Here is a 21,735-nt window from a genome sequence, read left to right on the forward strand (position 1 = left end):
TCAAATTTCATCTGTTGATATGATTAAGGAGAAAGGCTTCAAAAAAGATTTATTTAAAATTTGCAAAACATGAGGTTTTCTAAATTTCTTAGATAAAATTTTGTAGGGAAGTGAATGCTGTTAAACTTGGAAAAGTTGGAAAGCGTATTGCAAAACTCGTTACAGGAAAGCTAACACAAAAACATTTAATTATTTACATGCTATTTACATAGAGGTTCTTAAAACCCATCTTTGTTGATCTAGCTAAAACTACCCAATTCTTTCTCTGGTGAATTCTAGCTAATTGGCATACACCCACTTTCTAATTGCTATAGTTTCCTTTATAATAACAAAAGCAATATTTGCATGAGGAGGAATTATGTATGGGAAAGAAGACAAAAGTAGCATTTGCAATAGCAGCAGCTGGTGCCGCTGCTTGGGCAGGCTCTAAAGCTATCTCAAAACCTCAAAAACGACAAGATAAAGTATCACTGCAATACGAACATCCAATCATCTTAGCTCATCGTGGTGGCTCTCTAATAGCCCCTGAAAACTCAATGGTCGCTTTCAAAAAGTCAGCGGAACTTGGTGTCCACGGATTTGAAATTGACATTAGACTAACAAAAAATGAAGAAATCATAGTTTTTCATGACGAATATGTAGATCGTACTACTGACGGTTCTGGACGTGTTGCTGATCTGACACTTTCTGAACTAAAGGCTTTTGATCTTGGTTATCAGTTTGTTAATGACCATCAAGAATTTGAGTATCGTGGTCAAGGTGAAACAGTCATTACGCTACGAGAATTGTTTGAAGAGTTTCCACAAATGTTGATTAATATTGATATGAAGGATTCTCCTGAAACATATGAAGGTAGTTTAATTCCCTCAAAATTATGGCGATTAATTGAAGAACTTAACGTTCAAAATCGTATTGTCGTCACAAGTTTCTATGACGAACAAATCGACAGATTCAACTTATATGCACAAAATTCTGTAGCTTTAGGTGCTGGCGTAATAGAAGTTCGTAAAGCATATTCTGCGTTTACAAGTCAATTTGGACATTTGTATCATCCTCGTGCAGACGTAGTTCAAATTCCAGTAAAATCTGGTGTTTTCCCTTTAGATAGTGAAGGATTTATTCACTTCTTAACCAACTTAAATGTATCTGTTCATTACTGGACCATTAATGATTCTCAAACAATGGAAAGACTATTACAATTAGGTGCAAAGGGAATTATTACAGACCGACCCGATGTAGCATTGTCATTGCTCCCTGACAATCTTGCATAAGAAAAAGGATGTGCGAGTAAAAGCACATCCTTTTTCTTATGGCATTCAATCCTTTAAAACAGTTTAGACTCGAAGCTTTTATAATTAAGCTGAACAGCCGCAAGAACCACCAGTTCCACAACTTCCTGTGCTACAAGATGATGCAGTTGTAAAGAATGGATTGCTTACTGGGACCTCGACTGATTCAGATACGGTTTTACCTATTAGTAAGCTGACTCCATCTAACAAATCTTGCAATTCGTTTTCAGCTAGTTTTAAAGTGGCAACGCGTTCATTCATATCGAGTGCGCGTTTTTGTACACGAATAGACTTCATCACTTGTTGATAGTCAGGATGATACCTTCCGAAGCGTTGAACATCTTCATACTGTTCTTTTAAACGAGAAAAAGTAGCAATTTGTATTTTTAATAAGTCATCTGTATAGACTTCAAAATATGCTTCTTTAAAGCGTTCAGCTTGTTCGGAGGATAAAATCATCTGAGTTAAACTATCCCCTTCATCCAGGATGTTTGCCCATTCTAATGTCATCATCATCGGACATTCCCCCAATCTATTCTAATCATAACAGATTGACTGACGAAATTAAATCAACTGAATTTGCTAATATTTAGGTACAATGAAATGAAAGAACAGCTATTTACGCAATTTCAAATTATTATCAAGTAGTCCACAAACGAAGATTTACTCATAATTAACAATTGGATGAATGGCTTTAAAAAGAAACAATCTGGGGAACTATCCTCCTATTTAGAAACAGGTTTACATATGGAATAAAAGTTGACTGACGATTTCTGCATAGTAATAAATCCAATGCAAACCATTCACATTCACTACGGAAAGAATTTACTACAGTTACTAGCAACAGCGACAAAAGGTCATTTACATCGTGCTGTTTTTTTTCATAAAGTCCGAAAAACGTTAGCTATAGTTGTTGATGATCAAGGAAAATCATTGCTATTGGTACAACTTCATTTTTCGCTATTCCCAGTAGAAAATGAAGATAAAATTGTACGAACGGTTAATTCATCCGAAAAAGGAACAATATGCTTACCAATGTGTTGTGTAGCCTCATGCCCCTTCCCAGCAATGCATAGTAAATCTCCAGGCTGACATGAGCGCAGTGCCTGTTCAATTGCAGTCGCTCGATCAATTTCTATATGAATTCTATTAGATGGCGGTAAATCTTTAATGATTTGCTGACAGATTTTTAAGGGATCTTCTGAACGAGGATTATCCGATGTAACCCATAAGTTCTGCGCGTAAAGTGCTGCAATTTCACCCATTTCACTACGTTTAGATTGATCACGTTCGCCTCCACATCCAAATACAACAAGTAGTCTCCCTTGCGTTATTTGCGCTGCGGATGAAAGAAAGTAATTCAAAGCTTCGGGCGTATGTGCATAATCAATGACGACTTTAAACGGCTGATTGATGATAAATTGAAATCTACCTAAAGGTAATGTTAATTGTGGAAGAAAAGGAATAATCGAGGTCATTGGAATACCCATTTGCCTAACAGTCGCAATGGCTGCTGCAATATTTAATATATTATAAATTCCCGTAAACTCCACTTCAAAGGAAACTTCTTTTCCTTCATCATTGACCTTCAAGTTCATCGATAACGGTTTTAATTCCTCTAACGATATATGCTGCTTTCCAAACCATTTAAGTTCCTTATTACTTCCTTTCCCGATTTCATACCAAAATGGATCGTCTTCGTTTATAACTATTTTATTTGCCAACTGCATTAATCTGCATTTGGCTTTTCTGTAAGCGTTTACTCCTTTGTGATCTTCTATATGATCATGACCAATGTTTAGAAAAACACCTTGTTTAATTGAACAATGGTCCAATCTATGTTGCTCTAACCCCATTGAAGACGCTTCAATAATCACGTGAGTTATGTTCATTTTTAAGAGTCTCATAAAAGTCTCATGTAGATAAGGTGCAGGCCATGTCGTTAATCTCGGGAATTCTTCTTCTACTTTTTTACCATCAATAGAAAGTCCGAGAGTCCCTATCACAGCAGTTTTATATCCAAGAAATGTGAGAATTTGACCAATTAGGTGACTTACAGTTGTCTTTCCATTCGTTCCAGTAACTGCTACAACATGTAATCTTTCTGAGGGATTGCCATGGATGCGAGAGCTCGCATGTGAAAGAAAACTTCTTGTATTTGGCACAATTCCAAAGGCAACATCCTGGCTCCCCCGATCATCTTCCCTCTCTTCCGATATGATACAAACAGCACCATTTCTTATAGCTTCGTCTATATAGCTAGCTCCATTGGCATGTCTTCCTTTAATCACAACAAAAACATCACCTGGTTTCACGTCTCTCGAATCATCTTTGACGCCGTTTATCCATTCGTTAATTGACCCATGTAACCACGTACACGGCCAGTCTTTTAATAACTCAGCAATGACAAATGCCATAGTACCCCTCCTACACAAAATTAAATTGACGGAATACATTACAGTCAAGGTAAGTTCATCGTATGTAAGAATACGGGAAAGTGACACTCATGAAAATAAGGAGAGGGTTAAATGATTGTCCAGAAATTTGGAGGCATCGCAATGAGAGATGCTGCATCACGTGAAAAATGTATTCAACACATAAAAGAAGGTTTATCAAAATACAAATCCGTTATAGTGGTCGTATCGGCAATGGGACGCCTTGGAGACCCTTATTCAACCGATACGTTGATTCAAATATCAGACGCATTTCAAACAGCACCTGAAGCTAAGGATGTTGCAGCAATATGTGGAGAGTTACTATCCTCATCCGTATTATTTGCAGAATGTTTAAAACAGCAAATCCCTTGTCAATTAGCATATGGATTGCAGGTAGGAATCTATACAGATGACCGATTCGGAGATGCTTCAATTATAAAAACAACCAATGAAGGCATTGAAGAATTACTTCAAAGCGTCCCTTGTGTCATTGTTCCCGGATTTCAAGGAATTACGACAGATCACCGTTTTACGACACTTGGACGTGGAGGTAGTGATTTAACTGCAATCGTGTTAGCCTCTATGTTGCAAGCTAAGGCAGTCGAATTTTATAAAGATGTACCTGGAGTTATGTCGAGTGACCCTAAAAGTTCAACAAAAGTTCAAAAATTGTCACATGTCTCCTATTTAAAGCTTCAACATTTATGTGAGACGGCCAAACATCCAATCCTACAAAAAAAGGCAGTGGAGATGGCTGCTAAACACCACATTCCACTGCATATACGTCCTTTTGGTTCTTCTGAAGAAGGAACCTGGATAGATTCCACCATTTACTGATTTTCCTGATCATTAATCTGTCGCTTTAAAAAGTTTTGGGTATAGTACTTGCCAAATGTACCAACACCTAAATGAGTAAAATCTTCTTTTAGTAAGACTTTTCGATGTTCTATTGAATTGAACAAACTATGCACAACCTCAGCTGAATCATAATAATTTGAGGCACTATTTTCAGCTGCACTGTCATATGCAATTTGCGCATCATCCAATCGATTTTCTAAATTCCCAGAAGCAGAAGACTGGTTTGAAAAATAGTTTTGCATCGCCATATCTTCACTATGTTCCCTTGCAACTAAGCTTAGAGCCTCGTCTTCTTCCAAAGTAGGAATAGAATGCCTTGAGCGATATACATTTGTCAACTCAAATATTTGACGTTCATTTGATTCATCAATTAATTTCTGCATGGCTGTTGAAGGAACCGATGGAGCTAGCGAATCTCCTTTATAGGTCATTTCATATGGTTGATGAAGTACTAAAGTCCTTGGATCAGTAAATCGAATTGCTTCTACTTCTCCATCCACATTGTCCACATAAATTTGTGCAAATAATCCATCAAATTTCACTAATAATCGATTCCTATTATCTAATTCATTGATTGAAAATATATAAACATTTGAATCAATTTGTACGGAGATTTCCGATTCAATAATGGTAAAGCGATATAATTCATCAATCGTTTGTCCAACTTGGTAAGGTGAAGCATCCAGATTTTCTCCAGCAATGTACACTTGATTTATAATACCTTTGGATATACCTACCAACATAAAAGTAGTGAGTGAATTGTTGTAGACCCACCAATCATAGCCAAAAGCGGATGGCTCAATTCGATTGGGTTCACCAAAAGTGTCGATCAGTTTATTTGTTTTTTGACCTACAAATGTAGAAAGTCCCTTATCTGGTCGAGAAATCGTATCTGTTCCTGTAAGAGGAAACAATTTTTCTTGTGGCAATGCTTGACCAGTTGAACCCGGAGCTTCTAGTAATTCATTTTCTTGAATAGTTTGATCCGAATAAAACATGACAGTTAAGATAATTGCTAATATAATTAAGGTTCGAACCAATACCTTCAATAAGGACAGCTCCTAACTAAGAAATTGATAAGCCTATTATATCAGTATAAAACACTTTGACACAATGTTGCCATTGCAACAACCGAGAAATTACACTATTATTAAATGGAGTTCGTGACATAAGGTAAGCATGTAAAAGGAGGACGATTGTATGTATTTTGAAAACACAGGTATAGAGAATACAGCAGCAGATTTAGAATTATTAGATGAAATCATGTTAAACCATGGTCTTGTACGTGAAGGACAATGGGATTATGAACGTGTTACATATGACAAGAAATTTGAAATTAAAGAAGGTACATTCTACTTACGTATTTTCGGCTTCACAAAAAATGGAGATGTTGGTGCTCACGATGCGATCATCACATTGATGAAACCAGTTGTTGGTAAACACTATTACCCACATGGGGTTGAGTATGGTGACCAAGAAGTCTTTCCGTCACATCTAGTAAAATCATGTCAACAAACATTAAAAGCTGTTAAAGAAGACATAAAAGCATTTGAAATCCGCTTATAATAAGACGCTGAAGAATATTTTTTCTTCAGCGTTTTTTCTTTGTCTGTTCAAATGGTTAGATGTTGTTTATACTTAAATTATATGGACAAATGAGGTGTTGCGAATGCCAAAATGGATTACAAAGAAATTTTTGATTATTGCTTTAATGATTTTATTACTAATTGTCTTCATTACGTTTGTACTCCCTCTTGCAATACCAATTCTGTTAGCGTTATTGACAGCATTCTTACTTGAGCCTGTAGTAAAATGGAGCAAAGAAAAACTTAAATGGAACCGAAAACCAGCAGTCATTACAGTATTCATTTTATTTTTGGTCATTATTACTGCTATTTTATATTTAATTATCACCCAATTAATTGGTCAGATTATTCAATTCACTAAATTTGCACCTGATTACTTTAATACATTGACACTTGCTTGGATGAATGTTCAAAGTAAATTATTTAGTTTTACACAAGGAATGCCAATTGAAGTTGTTTCTTCGATTAACAAAGAATTAGATCAGTTTTTAAAACTTATGCAAGAAGCAATTTTAGCTTTTGTTAGCTATGAAAGCATTACCAATTTATTAACAGGTATTCCAAATTTCTTAGTCAGTTTTATTGTATACATAATCACATTGTTTTTATTTATGTTAGATTTAACAGATTTAAAGAAAATGGTATTTCGACATTTAACACCCGCAACTGCTGAAAAAGTTCGTTTTATGACTTCTCGATTAAATTCTGTCGTATTTGGTTTAATAAAGGCACAGTTCCTAGCAAGTTTATTTATATTAGTGGCTAGTTTTATTGGTTTGTTATTCATTGCACCTAAATATGCCATCGTGATGTCCCTAGTTATTTGGATAATCGATATTATTCCTATATTAGGTTCAATTGCAATAGTTGGACCATGGGCCTTGTATCAATTTGCTACTGGAGACATTGCGCTTGGAACAAAATTAGCAATTTTAAGCCTAGTGTTGCTAGTCATTCGTAGAGCTGTTGAACCAAAATTAATGGGCTCTCAAATTGGTTTGTCCCCTCTTGCCACACTAATTGCTATGTTTATTGGATTACAACTCTTTGGCTTTTTAGGTATATTAATCGGACCATTTATCGTCATCATTTTCACAACAGCTAAAGAAGCAGGCATAATAAAAACGGAATTTAAATTATAAAAAAGTACCAACCTCTAATTATTATTAGAAGGCTGGTACTTTTTTTAAAATCCTAAAATAGCTTTAAAAACAGAAGTTGTTTCTCCACCATGGTATATAACATAGAGAAGTAAATAAACTGCTACTCCTGTAATGGCTGTAAAAAACCAAATAATACTCGTTATTGGTCCAAGCTTGCGATGTCTCGTTAAATTATTTTTATATCCAGCCCAGATTGTGATTAGACCAAAAACGGCACCTGTTGTAGCAAGTATTATGTGAAATACTAAAAAAATTGTGTAGTAAATTTTATATTCTTCAGGGCCACCAAATGCCGTATTTCCAACGAACACTGTTCTTGACGCGTAGATAATGAAGAATGATAGTGCGGCAATAGCTGCGGCAAACATTACTTTTTTATGGGCTTCAATTTTCCGTTGTATAATCAACGTCCAACCTATAGCCACAAGAACTGCACTTAACACAATAAAGAAGGTACTAATTGTCGGTAATAAAGGTAAACTCATTTAATTTTCTCCTAACACTCACTAAAGTATGAAAGTTAATTATTTGTTTGCTGCAAAAGCTTGTCGATCTAACAACGCTTTATTGGTAATCTCTTCTGCGTTATCTTGTTCAGATCGATACCACTGGAAGAACACCATCGCTAAGATTACTCCATAAATCACTTCTTGAATCATTTTCATAATTACGCCACCTAATTGCTGATCTTCGATGGCTGGCATACTTGTAAAAAGTTCTGGACCTGATAATGTCAATCCTGACAAAACGGAAGCAGGAACACATAACTCCATTGCTTTTAACCACGCCTCTCCACTTGTATAAGTTGCATACATCGGTTGATCTGCAAAAATGATTAATGCACAAGCAGGAGTAATTAGAATTGCACTACCAATTATATAGCCAATCTTACTTAAGCCATGTACCTGATGTTCGCCTTCTAATTTATTCATAATTGGCCACCATAATAAAATGGAGGATATAAATAGAATTAATGTAAATAGACTATGATAAATTTCATTTTGTTTAACCACATCAAAAATGACTGGAATATGATAAAACGAGAACAAACCACTAAATACAATTAAAGCTAATAAGGGTTTTGTAAAGAATCGAAACATAGGTTTAATAAACCGATTGTCAACTACTTTCCGCCATATCCAAATTGGAATTCCTGTAATAAATAACGGAGGAATTAACATTAAGAGTAAGGCCATCTGCGCCATATGAACAGAAAATAAAATATGACCTATCAAATCTACTGGTGATCCCTTCACAATGTAAAGTAATCCAATAGCAATCACAAAAGCGCTTGCTTCTTTTTTACTCAAAGCTTGACTACCTTCAAACAGATGTCGTTTTTTGATAGTAATAAAAAAGTACATAGCAATTAAAACTATGGTTGATAATATGAAAAACGGACTCCACAAAGCTTGAAATCCAAATATACTTAAAGGCATCGAATATCACTCCTTTTTCTTCAGTACCCTTATTATAAATCTCCAGCTCCATAACATCAATGAACGAACTATGAACAATTCACCAAAGATAGCGAGAAGCTCCTATTAGCTTTATGTTTGGCAGTCTGAATAAGTGAATGAATGTGCTACTTCACTTCATTGTGTCCCAATCTTAATAGTCGAGTGGCGTTAGACATAGTTATCAAAGTATGAATCTATAGTTCAAAAAAACTAATTCTTTCTCATTCCACAAAAAAAGAGCGAAGAAAATGTTATTTTCCTCGCTCTTTTCAATTATTAAATTTACCACCAAACAATTGTTAAAAATGTTAAGACCGTAATGAACGCTATGATTACACCAGTGTATAAGAACAACGTTGTAGTACCATGGCCTTTTTGGCTCATGTGCATGAAGTAATACAGTTGTAAAACTACTTGCACAGCTGCTAATAACAAAATAATTGGTACAACTAGGTATGCAGAGAAATCAGCATAGACTGCCGTGAATGCGATTAAAGTTAAGAAAATCATTATCGCAAACGTCGTCACTTGTCCACGCATTTCATTTGCTGAACGGCGACGGCTATACTCATACTCAGTTTGATTTTTTACATGAGTGTTTACATCGTGTCCCATATTAATTCACCATTCCCATCAAGTATACTACCGTAAAGATAAATACCCAAACGACGTCAATAAAGTGCCAGTATAGTGACGCTGTGTAAAACTTAGGTGCATTGTAAAGATTTAATCCACGTTTTGAATTACGAAGCATTAAAAGTGTAATCCAACCTAGACCAATTAAAACATGCAAACCATGTGTTCCTACTAATGTAAAGAACGCTGTACCGAATGCACTTTGAGTAAATGTAAATCCTAAATGTACGTAATGATTAAACTCATAAATCTCAAAAGCTAAGAACGCTGCACCGAGTAAAACGGTAATCATTAACCAAGCTTGCATCGATTTAAAATTATAGTTTCTCATGTGGTACATCGCGTAAACGCTTGTTAAAGAAGAAGTTAAAAGTAACATTGTCATGATAAATACTAATGGTAACTCAAACAACTCTTGGGTAGTAAATTCCATACCACTTGGCCCTTTATTTTTAAGAGCCAAGTAAGTTGCAAATAAACTTGCGAATAGCACAGTTTCGCCACCTAGGAAAAGCCAAAAACCTACGAATTTGTTTTTCCCTTCAAGTGTTGAGTGTTCTGCATGTTCCGGCCACGATTGTGGGGTGTACTTAGTATTTAAGTCCATTAGTGTTTACCCCCTTTGTCTTTCATTAAATCTTCTTTATGAACGTGATAGCCAAGATCATCTTTCAATGAACGAGTAGCCATTGCTGAAAAAGTGATGATTAACCCTAAGATTAATACAGGAACTGCCCATGCTTGTTCTCCATTGTATAGAGCACCAAATGCACCAACAAACAATCCGAATGACATAATAAAAGGAATAATACTATTGTTTGGCATATGAATATCGCCAATTGGTTCTGCATAAATCATGCCTTCTTTATTGCCTTCTTGTTTTTCAATCCAATAAGTGTCTAAACCACGTACTAGTGGTGTTTGTTTAAAGTTATAGAAAGGAACTGGTTGTGGGATTGCCCACTCGAGTGTACGACCATCGCCCCAAGGATCGCGGCCAACAAGTTTATTTCTCGAGATTGTCATAATGATATTGACAACTAAAACAATTACAGCAACTGCCATGAAAATGGCGCCTATTGAACTGATTAGATTAAATAAATCCCATCCTTGATCTGCTCCGTACGTGAACACACGACGTGGCATCCCAAGTAAACCTAAGAAATGTTGAATAAAGAATGTTAGATGGAATCCAATTAGGAATAACCAGAACGTAACTTTTCCTAATGTTTCATCCAACATCGTATTGAACATTAACGGCCAGTAGAAATGTAAACCAGCTAATAAACCAAGTACTACTCCACCTATAATAACGTAATGGAAGTGAGCTACGATGAAGTAAGAATCATGTAATTGATAGTCTAAAGGCGCTGAAGCTTGCATAATTCCCGTTATACCACCAGCTGTAAATGAAGGAATGAACGCAAGCGCATATAACATGGGAGTTGTAAATTTAATACTTCCTCCCCACATGGTAAGAAGCCAGTTAAAGATTTTAACCCCGGTAGGAACAGCAATCGCCATTGTAGCTACTGAGAAAATCGCATTAGCTGTTGGTCCCATACCTGTTGTAAACATATGATGAGCCCAAACCATGAATCCTAAGAAACCGATTAATACAGTTGCAAATACCATAGCAGAGTAACCAAATAAACGTTTACGAGAGAATGTTGGGATAATTTCAGAGAATATACCAAAGGCAGGTAATGCTAAGATATATACTTCAGGATGTCCGAAAATCCAGAATAAATGCTCCCAGATAACCGTATTACCCCCCATTGTATGATCGAAGAAGTTTCCTCCAAACATTCGGTCAAAAATCATAAAGAATAGCCCAACAGTAAGTGGAGGGAAAGCAAATAAAATTAGTGCAGATGCCACAAATGTAGTCCATGTAAATAGCGGCATACGCATATAAGTCATCCCTGGCGCACGCATGTTAATGATTGTTACAAGGAAGTTAATTCCGGCGATTAACGTACCACCACCTGAAATTTGTAACCCTAAAGCATAAAAGTCAATACCATGACCTGGAGAGGCTATAGATAAAGACGCATAAGACGTCCATCCTGCATCAGGTGCTCCACCCATGAACCATGATAAGTTTAAGAAAATTCCACCAAAGAAGAACATCCAAAAACCTAAAGAGTTTAAAAATGGAAACGCTACGTCACGCGCACCAATTTGCAGAGGTACAACAGCATTCATAAACGCAAATAAAAGTGGCATAGATGCCAAGAAAATCATGGTTGTACCATGCATAGTAATAATTTCATTATATAATCCTGCACTCAAAAAATCATTATCCGGTTTTGCAAGTTGGATCCGAATAAGCATTGCCTCAATACCACCGATAACGAAGAATATTCCACCGGCAATGAGGTAAAGGATGGCAATTTTCTTATGATCAACGGTTGTTAAATAGTCCCAAATTACTGAGCCAATTCCTTTTTTCTGTGCGACTGAACTCACAACTTTAACCTCCTTTTCATCAATCTGTAGAACATCAATCTTCTACAGTTAGTCCCATTAAGTATTCTGCCAGAGCTGTGAGCTCTTGATCTGAAAATTTATTACCCTTATTAAGTTCTTCAGGTTGAGGCATTAAGTTACCTGGTTTGTACTCTTCTGGATTGTTGATCCAATTTTTAATATTATCTTCAGTGTGATCCATAAAACCAGCTACACGGTTACGATCACCAAATGTTGCTAAGTTTGGACCAACACCACCTGCTGAACCTGCACCTGATACAGCATGACATTGGATACAACTAGTGTTGAAGATTTCTTCTCCTTGCTGTGCAACTTCACCTTCTAGTGTTTGCTCCTCAGCAGAAGCTTGCATATTTACAACCCAAGCATCAAAGTCCTCGCGGTCTAAAGATTTCACTTTAAAGTCCATTAAAGCATGTGAAGGACCACAAAGTTCCGCACATTTACCATAGAAAACACCATCTTTAAGACCTTCTGAAGAGTTATCAAAAGTTAAATAAAATTGGTTTATGTTTTCAACATTAGTATCTAATTTACCACCAGCCGCTGGAATCCAGAATGAGTGTTTTACATCAGCAGCTTTAAGGTTAAAGTAGACCTTCTCTTGTGTTGGAACAACCAACTCTTGAGCTGTTATAATCCCTAAATCCGGATATTCAAATTCCCACCAATAAAGATTCGCTTCAACATTTACAGTTACCGCTTTTTTATCACCATCTTCATCCACTTTTTCCATACCACTTACATCTGCTAAGTTATATGTGTAGATTACAGTTGGCACTGCCAAAATCAATAGTAAAACGATTGGAATGATCGTCCAAAGAAGTTCTAGTTTGTGACTTCCTTCTACTTGAACTGGAATTAAATCTTCGCCCACTTTAGAACGACGAAATTTGACAATTGTAAGAATATATACAATCGTTACCACAATAATAACAAGTGTTACAATTGCTCCTGAAATTAACAATAAATTATATTGATCTCTACCGACTTGTCCCGCTGGATTAAGTGTCGATAAGTGCTCTGCACCGCATCCAGATAAAAAGACCGTTAAAGCTGTCAGCAGTGAAAAGAGACGCCACTTTTTGATCCCTTTCATCATAGCTTAATCAAACCCCTCTTTCGTAGTTATATTCTGTCTAAATTGAACGGTGGTTCTATTCTATATGAATTCTGTATTCAAAGAAAGAATCCCAAATGTTAGCTGAAAATCGAGAAAATAATCATAGAAACGAACATAATAGTCATGTAATTTAAAGAATAAATAAACATTCCATTTGCCCATTTTAAATCATCTTTCGCTTTAAAGCCTTTTAAAGAAAGTGCTAACCAACCAAAATTTAACACTGTTGCTAGGACGAGGAACCATGTCCCAAGTTGCATGAGTAGAAATGGGAGAGGGAAAAGCACTAGAATCCAAAGTAGCATTGAGCGCTTTGTATACGCGAATCCTTTAATAACTGGCAACATTGGAATTCCTGCTGCCCGGTATTCTTCCGTTCGTTTCATAGCAAGTGCATAAAAGTGAGGTGGCTGCCATACAAACATGATAAGAAATAGTGCAAGTGCTCCCCATCCAAGTGATGGTTCAACTGCTGCCCATCCAATAACAGGTGGAATTGCTCCAGAAATACTCCCTACTATTGTATTACTAACATGTTTTCTTTTTGACCACATGGAGTATAAAACAACATAACTGATAATTCCAGCTAGTCCCCATACTCCAGCTGAAACCGACGCCATAAATAATAAAATCTCACCAACAACTAAAAAGGTTATAGAAATAGATAATACAGCTATAGGTTTAAATCTACCGGTCACCGTTGGTCTAGATTTTGTTCTTGTCATAAATGGATCAATGTCACGATCGATAAAGTTGTTCATTGCTCCAGAACCAGCAATAATAAGTGCTGCACCAATAAGGGTGTAAAGCATCAAATTTATCTCATCTAAAAAGTGACGGTTTGAAAATTGAAAGGCTAACCACAACCCTGTAAAAGTTGTCACAAGGTTTGAGTTTACAATTCCAATCTTGATTAAAGCAAGAAAGTCCTTAATAAATGATGTTGTTAGCGGGTCTGCATCAGTTTCTGCATTAATCGAGCGACCGTTTGACATGAAATTACCCCTTTCAAAGTTGTAAGCATATTCCGCTACCCTTACTATATCGAAAAACTAACATTAATTCTATAAGTAAGTTGAAATTCGATAAAAATCAAAGTAGTTTAAACTAAAAGTCACTCTACATATCTATAATAAAGCATTTTAAGGAAAGTATTGTGAATAGAAAGGGAATACTTTATGAACAATTTGTGAAAAGGGCCATCTCATACGATGAGATTGTGGGCTAGACATTGTATTTTTGCATTTTCTTAGCTATTATCAAACATGCAGGTATTGTATTTTCGTGACAAGTATAGGCAAAGTAGGTGTCATTCATGCAACAAAGTAAATACTTAAAGTGGTTTGCTGTTGCTGCAACAATTGGTATGTTGCTCATTCTTCTAGGCGGCGCACTTGTGTCAAAAACTGACAGTGGTATGGGATGTGGCAGAAATTGGCCCGGATGTAATGGACAATTAATTCCAGATGTAATCACTCCAGAAGTGTTAATTGAATTTTCTCACCGGGTTGTTACTGGCTCTGTAGGTTTTCTTATCCTAATATTATCGGTATGGTCATGGAAAACTATGAGACATATACGAGAAACTAAATTATTAGTCTTCATGGCTATGTTTTTCTTGATTTTACAAGCCCTTATTGGAGCTGCACAAGTTTTATGGGGACAAGGTGACTTTATTTTAGCACTTCACTTTGGAATCTCCTTAATCTCTTTTGCTTCTGTATTATTGTTAACACTACTAATATTTGAAGTAGATCGAAAATTTGATGCGGATAAATTACGCATTGGGACCAAGTTAAAATGGCATACGATTGGTGTAACCTTATTCTCGTATATAGTCGTTTATACAGGAGCTCTCGTTCGACATACTGACTCTAGTTTAATTTGTTCTGATTGGCCAATGTGTCAAAATGGTAATTTCTCTTTACCTTCAAACCTGTATGAATGGGTGCAAATGGGCCATCGAACTGCTGCGGCAATGATTTTTATTTGGATTTCTATTATTGCTTGGCATGCTTTTAAACATTATAAAGATCAACGAGTGTTGTTTTATGGATGGATGATCGCTTTTATTATCGTCTCACTTCAAGTCTTGTCAGGAATGATCGTCGTTTTAACTAAACTTAATTTATACTTTGCTTTACTCCATTCTCTATTGATAACATTACTATTTGGTTTATTATGTTATATGATCTTACTGCTATCACGTAGTAGTTTTAAAAAGCAGAAATAAAAAACGGTTCCGCAAAAATTGCGGAACTGTTTTTTTGTTGTCACAGAGCAGAAAAATAAAAACACAGATTGCACCATTATGGGTGCAATCTGTGTTTTACTAATTACTCTTTTTCCATTTCAATTAATAAATCGCCTGTCGCAATAGACGAGCCAGTTGAAACGTGAATTTCTTTAATAACACCATTATATGGAGCTTGAACAGTTGTTTCCATTTTCATGGCTTCTGTAATAAGCAAATGATCGCCACGTTTTACACGGCTACCATTAGCTATGGCAACTTTTAAAACAGTTCCAGGCATTGTAGCACCGATATGATTTGGATTTGCGACATCCGCTTTCGGTTTTTGCGTAACATCAGACTCTATCGTCATGTCTTGTATAATAACTTCTCGAGGTTGTCCATTTAATTCAAAATAAATGACCCGATTACCATCTGATTGTGGTTGGCTTATTGAAACCATTTTAATGATTAGCGTCTTGCCTTTTTGAATTTCCACTTCAATTTCTTCACCTAATCGCATTCCATATAAGAAAGTTGGCGTATCAAGAACAGATACATCTCCAAACTTTTTCTCCATAACTGAATATTCATCAAACACTTTAGGATATAACGCGTAAGCAAGTACTTCATGACTATCTACTGGACGATTTAGTTTATGGAAAAGTTCTTCTTTTAATTCATCAAAATTAACAGGTTCTAATAATTCACCTGGGCGAACTGTAATAGCTTCGCGATCTTTTAAAATCACTTTTTGCAATTCTTTGGGGAATCCACCATAAGGTTGTCCAATATAGCCTTGGAAAAACTCGATTACTGAGTCAGGGAAATCAATAGTAAGTCCTCGTGATAGCACAGTTTCTTCTGTTAGGTCATTTTGGACCATGAATAGAGCCATATCCCCTACCACTTTGGAAGAAGGAGTAACTTTTACCACATCACCAAACATTAAATTAACGACTGAATACATCGCTGTCACTTCTTCAAAACGTCCACCAAGTCCCACTGCTTTTGCTTGTTGCTGCAGATTACTATATTGTCCACCTGGCATTTCATGCACATAAATTTCAGTATGTGGGCTCATCATACCAGACTCGAATACCTGGTAATATTTTCGTACATCTTCCCAGTAATTTGATAATTGTTCTATTTCTTTGATGTTTGTACGAATTTCTCTTTTAGCACCCTTTAAAGCATACGTAAGACTGTTTGCACTAGGTTGTGAAGTCAATCCAGCCATCGTTCCAAGTGCAGTATCGACGATATCTACGCCCGCATCAATTGCTCTTGCATATAAATAGATACCGTTCCCACTTGTATCATGAGTATGAAGATGTATTGGCAATGAAACTGTATCTTTTAGTTCAGAAACGAGACGATATGCAGCTTCAGGTTTTAATAAACCTGCCATATCTTTAATTGCTAAAATATGAGCACCTGCAGCTTCTAGTTCTTTGGCCATTTCTTTGTAATATGAGACAGTATATTTCGCGCGGTTATCATCTAAAATATCGCCAGTATAACAAATAGATGCTTCTGCAATTTTACCCGATTGTCTTGCAGCATCGATAGCAACTTCCATCCCTTTAATCCAGTTCAAGCTATCAAAGATTCGGAATACATCGATACCTGACTCAGCTGATGATTGGATAAATTCACGAATAACATTATCAGGATAGTTTTTATATCCAACAGCATTTGCTCCACGTACAAGCATTTGTAACAGTACATTAGGAATCATTTCACGCATTTTTATTAACCGATCCCATGGATTTTCTCTTAAGAATCGATATGCAACATCAAATGTTGCCCCACCCCACATTTCAAAAGAAAAAGCATCATGCATACCTCTCGCTGACTGCTCAGCAATTTCGTACATGTCATTTGAACGTACACGTGTAGCTAGTAATGATTGATGGGCATCACGGAAAGTCGTATCGGTTATTAACACATCTTGTTGTTCGTGAATCCACTTAACTAGTCCTTCTGCTCCACGTTCAGTTAGGATTTGTTTTGTCCCAGGTGTTGGTGGAACTAATAAATCAATTTTTGGTTTTCTTGGAACGGTAAACACCGGCTTTGATGCTTTTTCTATTCCTGGGAAACCATTCACTGTTACGTTACCAATATAATTTAATAGTTTTGTTCCACGGTCTTTACGAAGTGGGAACAAGAACAGTTCTGGTGTTGAATCAATAAAGCTCGTATTAAAATTACCTGTAATAAAGTTTTGATGTTTAACGACATTCCCTAAAAATGGAATGTTCGTTTTAATGCCACGAATCCGGAATTCTTGTAAATTGCGGTCCATTTTTGCAGCAGCTTCTTTAAACGTTTTGCCCCATGTTGATACTTTTACAAGCAAAGAATCGTAGTATGGTGAAATGACCGCACCTTGGAAGCCATTACCAGCATCTAACCGAACTCCAAAGCCTCCACCAGAGCGGTACACCATTAATTTCCCTGTATCAGGCATAAAATTATTTAATGGATCCTCTGTTGTCACACGAGATTGAATCGCAAAACCGAATAACGGAATTTCTTCTTGAGTAGGCATCCCAATTTCTTCTTCAAATAAGGATGAACCATCTGCAATATGAATTTGAGAATGGACGATATCGATTCCCGTCACCATCTCTGTAATGGTATGTTCTACTTGAATTCGCGGATTCACTTCGATGAAGTAAAACTCATCTCCTGAAACCAAAAATTCCACTGTTCCAGCGTTTATGTACTTTACATTATTCATTAATTGAACCGCTGCATCACAAATACGATCACGTAATTCTTTTGTTAAGGAGTTAGAAGGAGCAATTTCAACTACTTTTTGATGTCTCCGTTGAATTGAACAATCACGTTCGTACAGATGCACCAAATTGCCGTGCTTATCCCCTAAAATTTGAACTTCTATATGTTTTGGCTTATATACAAGCTTTTCAACGTATACTTCATCGGATCCAAAAGCAGCTTTTGCTTCTGATTTTGCTCGCTCGTATCCTGACTCAACATCGTTCACTGTAGGGACACTTCGCATTCCGCGACCGCCTCCACCTAAGGACGCTTTAATCATTAAAGGGTAGCCATATTCTTCGCCAAATGCTTTTACTTCTTCTATGGAGTGAACAGGTCCGTCAGTCCCTGGAATAACGGGAATCCCAGCTAATACAGCTTGGTGACGAGCTTTTACCTTGTCTCCGAACATATCTAAATGTGTCGACGTTGGACCAATAAAAATGATACCCTCTTCTTCGCATCGTCTTGCAAAATCTACGTTTTCAGAAAGGAATCCATACCCAGGATGAATCGCATCAGATTTACTATCTTTTGCAATTTGTAATATTCCTTCAATATCTAAATAGGCATCAATTGGTTTTTTTCCATCTCCAACTAAATACGATTCATCTGCTTTGTACCGATGGAATGAACCACTGTCTTCTCTTGAATAAATTGATACGGTACTCAAGTTTAATTCGGTACAAGCACGGAAAATACGGATGGCAATTTCTCCGCGGTTAGCTACTAATATCTTCTTAATCGTCTTCATTATGAAACGACACCCCTTAGCTTCGTATTTTTTCGTTTTTGACAAACATTGAGACATTTAACAATATTCCCATAGCTAAAGATAACAAAACAATGGACGTTCCGCCATAACTAATAAACGGAAGTGTAACTCCAGTTAGAGGAATTAAGCCTAATAGCCCACCTAAATTAACGAATGTCTGAATTCCAATTAAACTTCCAATACCAGTGGCAATCATACGGGCTTGTGTATCTTGCGTACTTAAAGCAATAGAAAAAGCACGTAATACGATAAAACCTAGGCCTCCAATGACGATAAATGTACCAACTATGCCTAATTCTTCAGCAATAATTGCCATGATAAAATCTGTTTGCGGCTCAGGCAAATAACCTAATTTTTGAACTGATTGACCCAATCCTAGCCCTTTAACTCCCCCTGCACCAATCGCTAAGTATCCATTAACAACTTGAAACCCAGCGTCTAATTCATACTCAAAAGGATTCCAGAAAGCTTCTAAACGTTCTACTCTTTTCGGTGTTATTAATTTATCTCTTACAAGATATAGAATCGGTGAAACTAATAGGATTAAACCGAAAATAATACTAAATAATTTTACAAATGTTTTAAAAAGGATACCACTAGCTGCTAACATAGAAACACAAACAAATAAAATAATACCTGCAGTCCCCATATCCACTTCACTTAAAATTAAGAAAAAAGCAATGACTAAGATGGTTACAGGTGGAGCAATTGATTCATTTATTGAATCCAACTTCCCTTTTGATCTTTTATTCGTAAAAACACTTGCGAAATATAAAATTAAAATTATTTTCGCTACCTCAGATGGTTGTAAACGTATAGGGCCTAGTATAATCCAACTTCTTGCACCATTTACTAGATCCCCAATAAAATGAACACTAACCAGTAAGGAAAACATGACGAAAAGCATGATTGCCATAATCGATTTACGTCGATAATGTTTGTAAGGTATGAAAGCTGCGATTAAAAAAACAGGAAATGCAACAAGCAAATTTAAGATTTGACGCTTATAAAAAAAATCAGGTTCATAGCCATATACATTGACTGACCAAACCATGCTAGCACTATAAATCATTACTAACCCAAATAAACATAAGAACATATATGTAATAAATAATGGGTAATCAAAGTTTTTAATATAGCGTTTGATATATGAAATCATTTGGAGAAAACCCTCTTTTTCTTTTATCTAGCAAAAAAACTCAAACACATATTGAGTTTGAGTTTTTTACTTATTTCTTTGTATAAGCATCATGCATCAAAGATAATTCTTTTTCAAGTGTAGAAAGAAGTGTTTTTCCTTCTTCACGTTCCATAAGTCCTAGTTTGACGGCAAAATCAATTTCTTTTGAGAGGCCAAACATTTGTGTATCTAAGACTTCTTCGTAGAGTGGACATTGTGGCAGTGTTAAGTGATTCATTTGAACCTTAATCAATTTCGCTATTTTTTCTCCATCAGCTTTTAAGAGTTCAACAGCCTTTTGCTGGTATAATTGTTGTGATTTAGTATCCATGAGGACGCCCCCATTACCTAATATATTATTAATAAAGTGTATCTTTCTAGTAACAAAATTGCAAGTATCACATCCAAATTGTAACTTAAAAAACTTAATTCTTTTTTACCTATAGGCAAAGCGTTATACTAGGAGAGGTTACTCAACTAATAAGGAGGCATAATTTAAATGGAAACGATTATTCCACTTAAAGGCGAAGTGAAATTTAAAATAACTCTGGATCCAGCAGTGTGGATTTTTGATGATCGACGGATTGATCTGGATACATTTTTTACGGAACAACATATTGAGATAGATGAGTTGGATGAATATACAAAGAAAGTATCAGCTCATTGGTCCCGTGAAATTATGGAAGGTGCAACTTTTCCACCAACCTTAAAAACCGAAAAGAAATATGAGAGAACAAAAATGTTAACAGGTACATTTGGTATTTATTTAAAGCATTTTTTACAAAATGCTGAAGTTAAAGAGGGTGCTACATCTGTAGTCTTCGAAACTGCAACTGGCGAAGAATATTCTTTCCCACTTGAACAAGCAGACTCACTTATTTTCAAGTATAGTCAAGATGGTAAACCTTTGAAAGAAGATGGACCTGTTTATGTCCTTCTTGCAGACGGATCTAACATGCACAACCCCATTAAACATGTGAAAGCAGTTCGAGTAGATTAGGAGGTTAGTCCGATGCGTGTAAAGTGTGTCATTTGTGACATTATTAATGAATTAGAAGATGATTCACCTCAAGCAAAAAAGCTACGTAATCGTCCAATTCATACGTATATGTGTAATCCCTGCCATGAACGGATTGAAGAGAAAACACGTGTAAGATTAGCGACTGGGAAATTTGTGTTCTACAAAAGCTCTCGCAGAATAGAAGAAGATTTTTAAATGACACGTCCTACTATCTTGAAGGCTTTGTATTTAGGCGTCGTTAGTGGCATTTTACTGGGCTTATTATTAAAATTAATTGAATCTATCACGACTGTTCGCGTTTATACGCTATTATTAAATATAGACTTTATACCAATAATTGGAGGTATCGCGTGGGGAGAGACTGTTGAATTTATCTTTCACGTACTGGTATCGATCGTTATTGCTTTTATTTTTGTATATCTGGTAATTCGACTACGTATAGAAAAATCTTTTACAAAGTTGCTTTTTTTGAGCTTCATCCTTTGCTTACCTACATTCTTCTTGTACTTTCTGCTAAGCTCTCTTGCTATAAAAGAAGTGCCTGCATGGAATGACTGGCTCGCATTTACTTACTGGTCAGTGGCACATTTATTTTACGTTTGGGTGTTGCCAGTTCTCTATAAAAAGATGTGAAAAAAGATCGAATGCTGTTTCTCGATCACCAGCATTCGAACTTGGTTTTACCTTGGTCGC

General features: G+C 36.1%; 21 protein-coding genes. 8 read left to right on the plus strand and 13 right to left on the minus strand.

Annotated elements, in window-relative coordinates:
- Nucleotides 1–362 precede the first annotated feature (362 nt).
- Complete coding sequence (locus E2636_RS10630) at nucleotides 363–1,271, plus strand: glycerophosphodiester phosphodiesterase family protein (RefSeq protein ID WP_134210167.1); 909 nt, start codon at nucleotides 363–365, stop codon at nucleotides 1,269–1,271.
- A gap of 84 nt (nucleotides 1,272–1,355) precedes the next feature.
- Here E2636_RS10630 and E2636_RS10635 read toward each other — a convergent pair whose 3' ends face one another.
- Together E2636_RS10635 and E2636_RS10640 are read right to left on the minus strand one after the other, a co-directional pair.
- The gene (locus E2636_RS10635; RefSeq protein ID WP_134210168.1) at nucleotides 1,356–1,805 is read right to left on the minus strand and encodes a YlbF/YmcA family competence regulator; all 450 of its coding nucleotides are present in this window, start codon (nucleotides 1,803–1,805) and stop codon (nucleotides 1,356–1,358) included.
- A gap of 434 nt (nucleotides 1,806–2,239) precedes the next feature.
- Entirely contained in the window at nucleotides 2,240–3,706 is a 1,467-nt protein-coding gene (locus tag E2636_RS10640; protein WP_134210169.1) for a UDP-N-acetylmuramoyl-L-alanyl-D-glutamate--2,6-diaminopimelate ligase, read from the minus strand.
- Between the two features lie 111 nt (nucleotides 3,707–3,817).
- Between E2636_RS10640 and E2636_RS10645 the strand changes: the two genes are divergently transcribed.
- Nucleotides 3,818–4,561 carry an amino acid kinase family protein gene (locus tag E2636_RS10645; protein ID WP_134210170.1) on the plus strand — a complete coding sequence of 248 codons (744 nt, stop codon included), beginning with the start codon at nucleotides 3,818–3,820 and terminating at the stop codon, nucleotides 4,559–4,561.
- Here E2636_RS10645 and E2636_RS10650 read toward each other — a convergent pair.
- Nucleotides 4,555–5,631, minus strand: coding sequence for a CAP domain-containing protein (locus E2636_RS10650; protein WP_134210171.1), 1,077 nt, complete (start codon nucleotides 5,629–5,631; stop codon nucleotides 4,555–4,557). The genes E2636_RS10645 and E2636_RS10650 overlap by 7 nt on opposite strands.
- 151 nt (nucleotides 5,632–5,782) lie before the next feature.
- On the opposite strand from E2636_RS10650, the gene E2636_RS10655 reads away from it, so the two are divergent.
- Both E2636_RS10655 and ytvI read left to right on the plus strand, forming a co-directional pair.
- The gene (locus E2636_RS10655; RefSeq protein WP_134210172.1) at nucleotides 5,783–6,148 is read left to right on the plus strand and encodes a YugN family protein; all 366 of its coding nucleotides are present in this window, start codon (nucleotides 5,783–5,785) and stop codon (nucleotides 6,146–6,148) included.
- Between the two features lie 103 nt (nucleotides 6,149–6,251).
- A complete protein-coding gene (gene ytvI / locus E2636_RS10660) occupies nucleotides 6,252–7,310 on the plus strand; it encodes a sporulation integral membrane protein YtvI (RefSeq protein ID WP_017379323.1) in 1,059 nt (352 codons plus the stop codon).
- Between the two features lie 44 nt (nucleotides 7,311–7,354).
- Here ytvI and E2636_RS10665 read toward each other — a convergent pair whose 3' ends face one another.
- The 7 genes from E2636_RS10665 to cyoE form a co-directional block, all read right to left on the minus strand.
- A complete protein-coding gene (locus tag E2636_RS10665; RefSeq protein ID WP_134210173.1) occupies nucleotides 7,355–7,816 on the minus strand; it encodes a DUF420 domain-containing protein in 462 nt (153 codons plus the stop codon).
- 39 nt (nucleotides 7,817–7,855) lie between these two features.
- Nucleotides 7,856–8,770, minus strand: coding sequence for a cytochrome c oxidase assembly factor CtaG (gene ctaG / locus E2636_RS10670; protein ID WP_134210174.1), 915 nt, complete (start codon nucleotides 8,768–8,770; stop codon nucleotides 7,856–7,858).
- Nucleotides 8,771–9,073: 303 nt separating this feature from the next.
- On the minus strand, nucleotides 9,074–9,406 hold the full coding sequence (gene ctaF, locus E2636_RS10675) for a cytochrome c oxidase subunit IVB (protein ID WP_017379320.1): 333 nt from the start codon (nucleotides 9,404–9,406) through the stop codon (nucleotides 9,074–9,076).
- Nucleotide 9,407: 1 nt separating this feature from the next.
- Nucleotides 9,408–10,034 carry a cytochrome (ubi)quinol oxidase subunit III gene (locus E2636_RS10680; RefSeq protein WP_134210175.1) on the minus strand — a complete coding sequence of 209 codons (627 nt, stop codon included), beginning with the start codon at nucleotides 10,032–10,034 and terminating at the stop codon, nucleotides 9,408–9,410.
- The gene (ctaD, locus tag E2636_RS10685) at nucleotides 10,034–11,899 is read right to left on the minus strand and encodes a cytochrome c oxidase subunit I (RefSeq protein WP_134210176.1); all 1,866 of its coding nucleotides are present in this window, start codon (nucleotides 11,897–11,899) and stop codon (nucleotides 10,034–10,036) included. Before ctaD ends, E2636_RS10680 begins: the two co-directional genes overlap by 1 nt.
- Before the next feature lie 34 nt (nucleotides 11,900–11,933).
- Nucleotides 11,934–13,022 carry a cytochrome c oxidase subunit II gene (coxB, locus tag E2636_RS10690; protein WP_134210177.1) on the minus strand — a complete coding sequence of 363 codons (1,089 nt, stop codon included), beginning with the start codon at nucleotides 13,020–13,022 and terminating at the stop codon, nucleotides 11,934–11,936.
- 98 nt (nucleotides 13,023–13,120) lie between these two features.
- Complete coding sequence (gene cyoE, locus E2636_RS10695; protein WP_134210178.1) at nucleotides 13,121–14,038, minus strand: heme o synthase; 918 nt, start codon at nucleotides 14,036–14,038, stop codon at nucleotides 13,121–13,123.
- Between the two features lie 320 nt (nucleotides 14,039–14,358).
- Here cyoE and E2636_RS10700 point away from each other — a divergent pair, with 320 nt between their 5' ends.
- On the plus strand, nucleotides 14,359–15,276 hold the full coding sequence (locus E2636_RS10700; protein WP_134210179.1) for a COX15/CtaA family protein: 918 nt from the start codon (nucleotides 14,359–14,361) through the stop codon (nucleotides 15,274–15,276).
- Nucleotides 15,277–15,379: 103 nt separating this feature from the next.
- Here E2636_RS10700 and pyc read toward each other — a convergent pair whose 3' ends face one another.
- From pyc to E2636_RS10715, 3 genes are all read right to left on the minus strand, one after another.
- On the minus strand, nucleotides 15,380–18,820 hold the full coding sequence (gene pyc / locus E2636_RS10705; RefSeq protein ID WP_134210180.1) for a pyruvate carboxylase: 3,441 nt from the start codon (nucleotides 18,818–18,820) through the stop codon (nucleotides 15,380–15,382).
- A gap of 16 nt (nucleotides 18,821–18,836) precedes the next feature.
- On the minus strand, nucleotides 18,837–20,000 hold the full coding sequence (locus tag E2636_RS10710) for an FtsW/RodA/SpoVE family cell cycle protein (protein ID WP_134210181.1): 1,164 nt from the start codon (nucleotides 19,998–20,000) through the stop codon (nucleotides 18,837–18,839).
- A 70-nt stretch (nucleotides 20,001–20,070) separates the two neighbouring features.
- Entirely contained in the window at nucleotides 20,071–20,352 is a 282-nt protein-coding gene (locus E2636_RS10715) for an Fpa/YlaN family protein (protein ID WP_017379530.1), read from the minus strand.
- A 168-nt stretch (nucleotides 20,353–20,520) separates the two neighbouring features.
- On the opposite strand from E2636_RS10715, the gene E2636_RS10720 reads away from it, so the two are divergent.
- Genes E2636_RS10720 through E2636_RS10730 form a run of 3 tightly spaced genes read left to right on the plus strand, consistent with a single transcriptional unit; the run spans nucleotide 20,521 to nucleotide 21,675 of the window.
- Nucleotides 20,521–21,021: a molybdopterin-binding protein gene (locus tag E2636_RS10720; RefSeq protein ID WP_134210182.1), complete on the plus strand. Its 501-nt coding sequence runs from the start codon at nucleotides 20,521–20,523 to the stop codon at nucleotides 21,019–21,021.
- Nucleotides 21,022–21,033: 12 nt separating this feature from the next.
- On the plus strand, nucleotides 21,034–21,237 hold the full coding sequence (locus E2636_RS10725) for a YlaI family protein (RefSeq protein ID WP_017379528.1): 204 nt from the start codon (nucleotides 21,034–21,036) through the stop codon (nucleotides 21,235–21,237).
- Nucleotides 21,238–21,675 carry a hypothetical protein gene (locus tag E2636_RS10730; RefSeq protein WP_134210183.1) on the plus strand — a complete coding sequence of 146 codons (438 nt, stop codon included), beginning with the start codon at nucleotides 21,238–21,240 and terminating at the stop codon, nucleotides 21,673–21,675.
- Nucleotides 21,676–21,735: the final 60 nt, after the last annotated feature.

This window comes from Paenisporosarcina antarctica (assembly GCF_004367585.1).
Lineage (GTDB): Bacteria > Bacillota > Bacilli > Bacillales_A > Planococcaceae > Paenisporosarcina > Paenisporosarcina antarctica.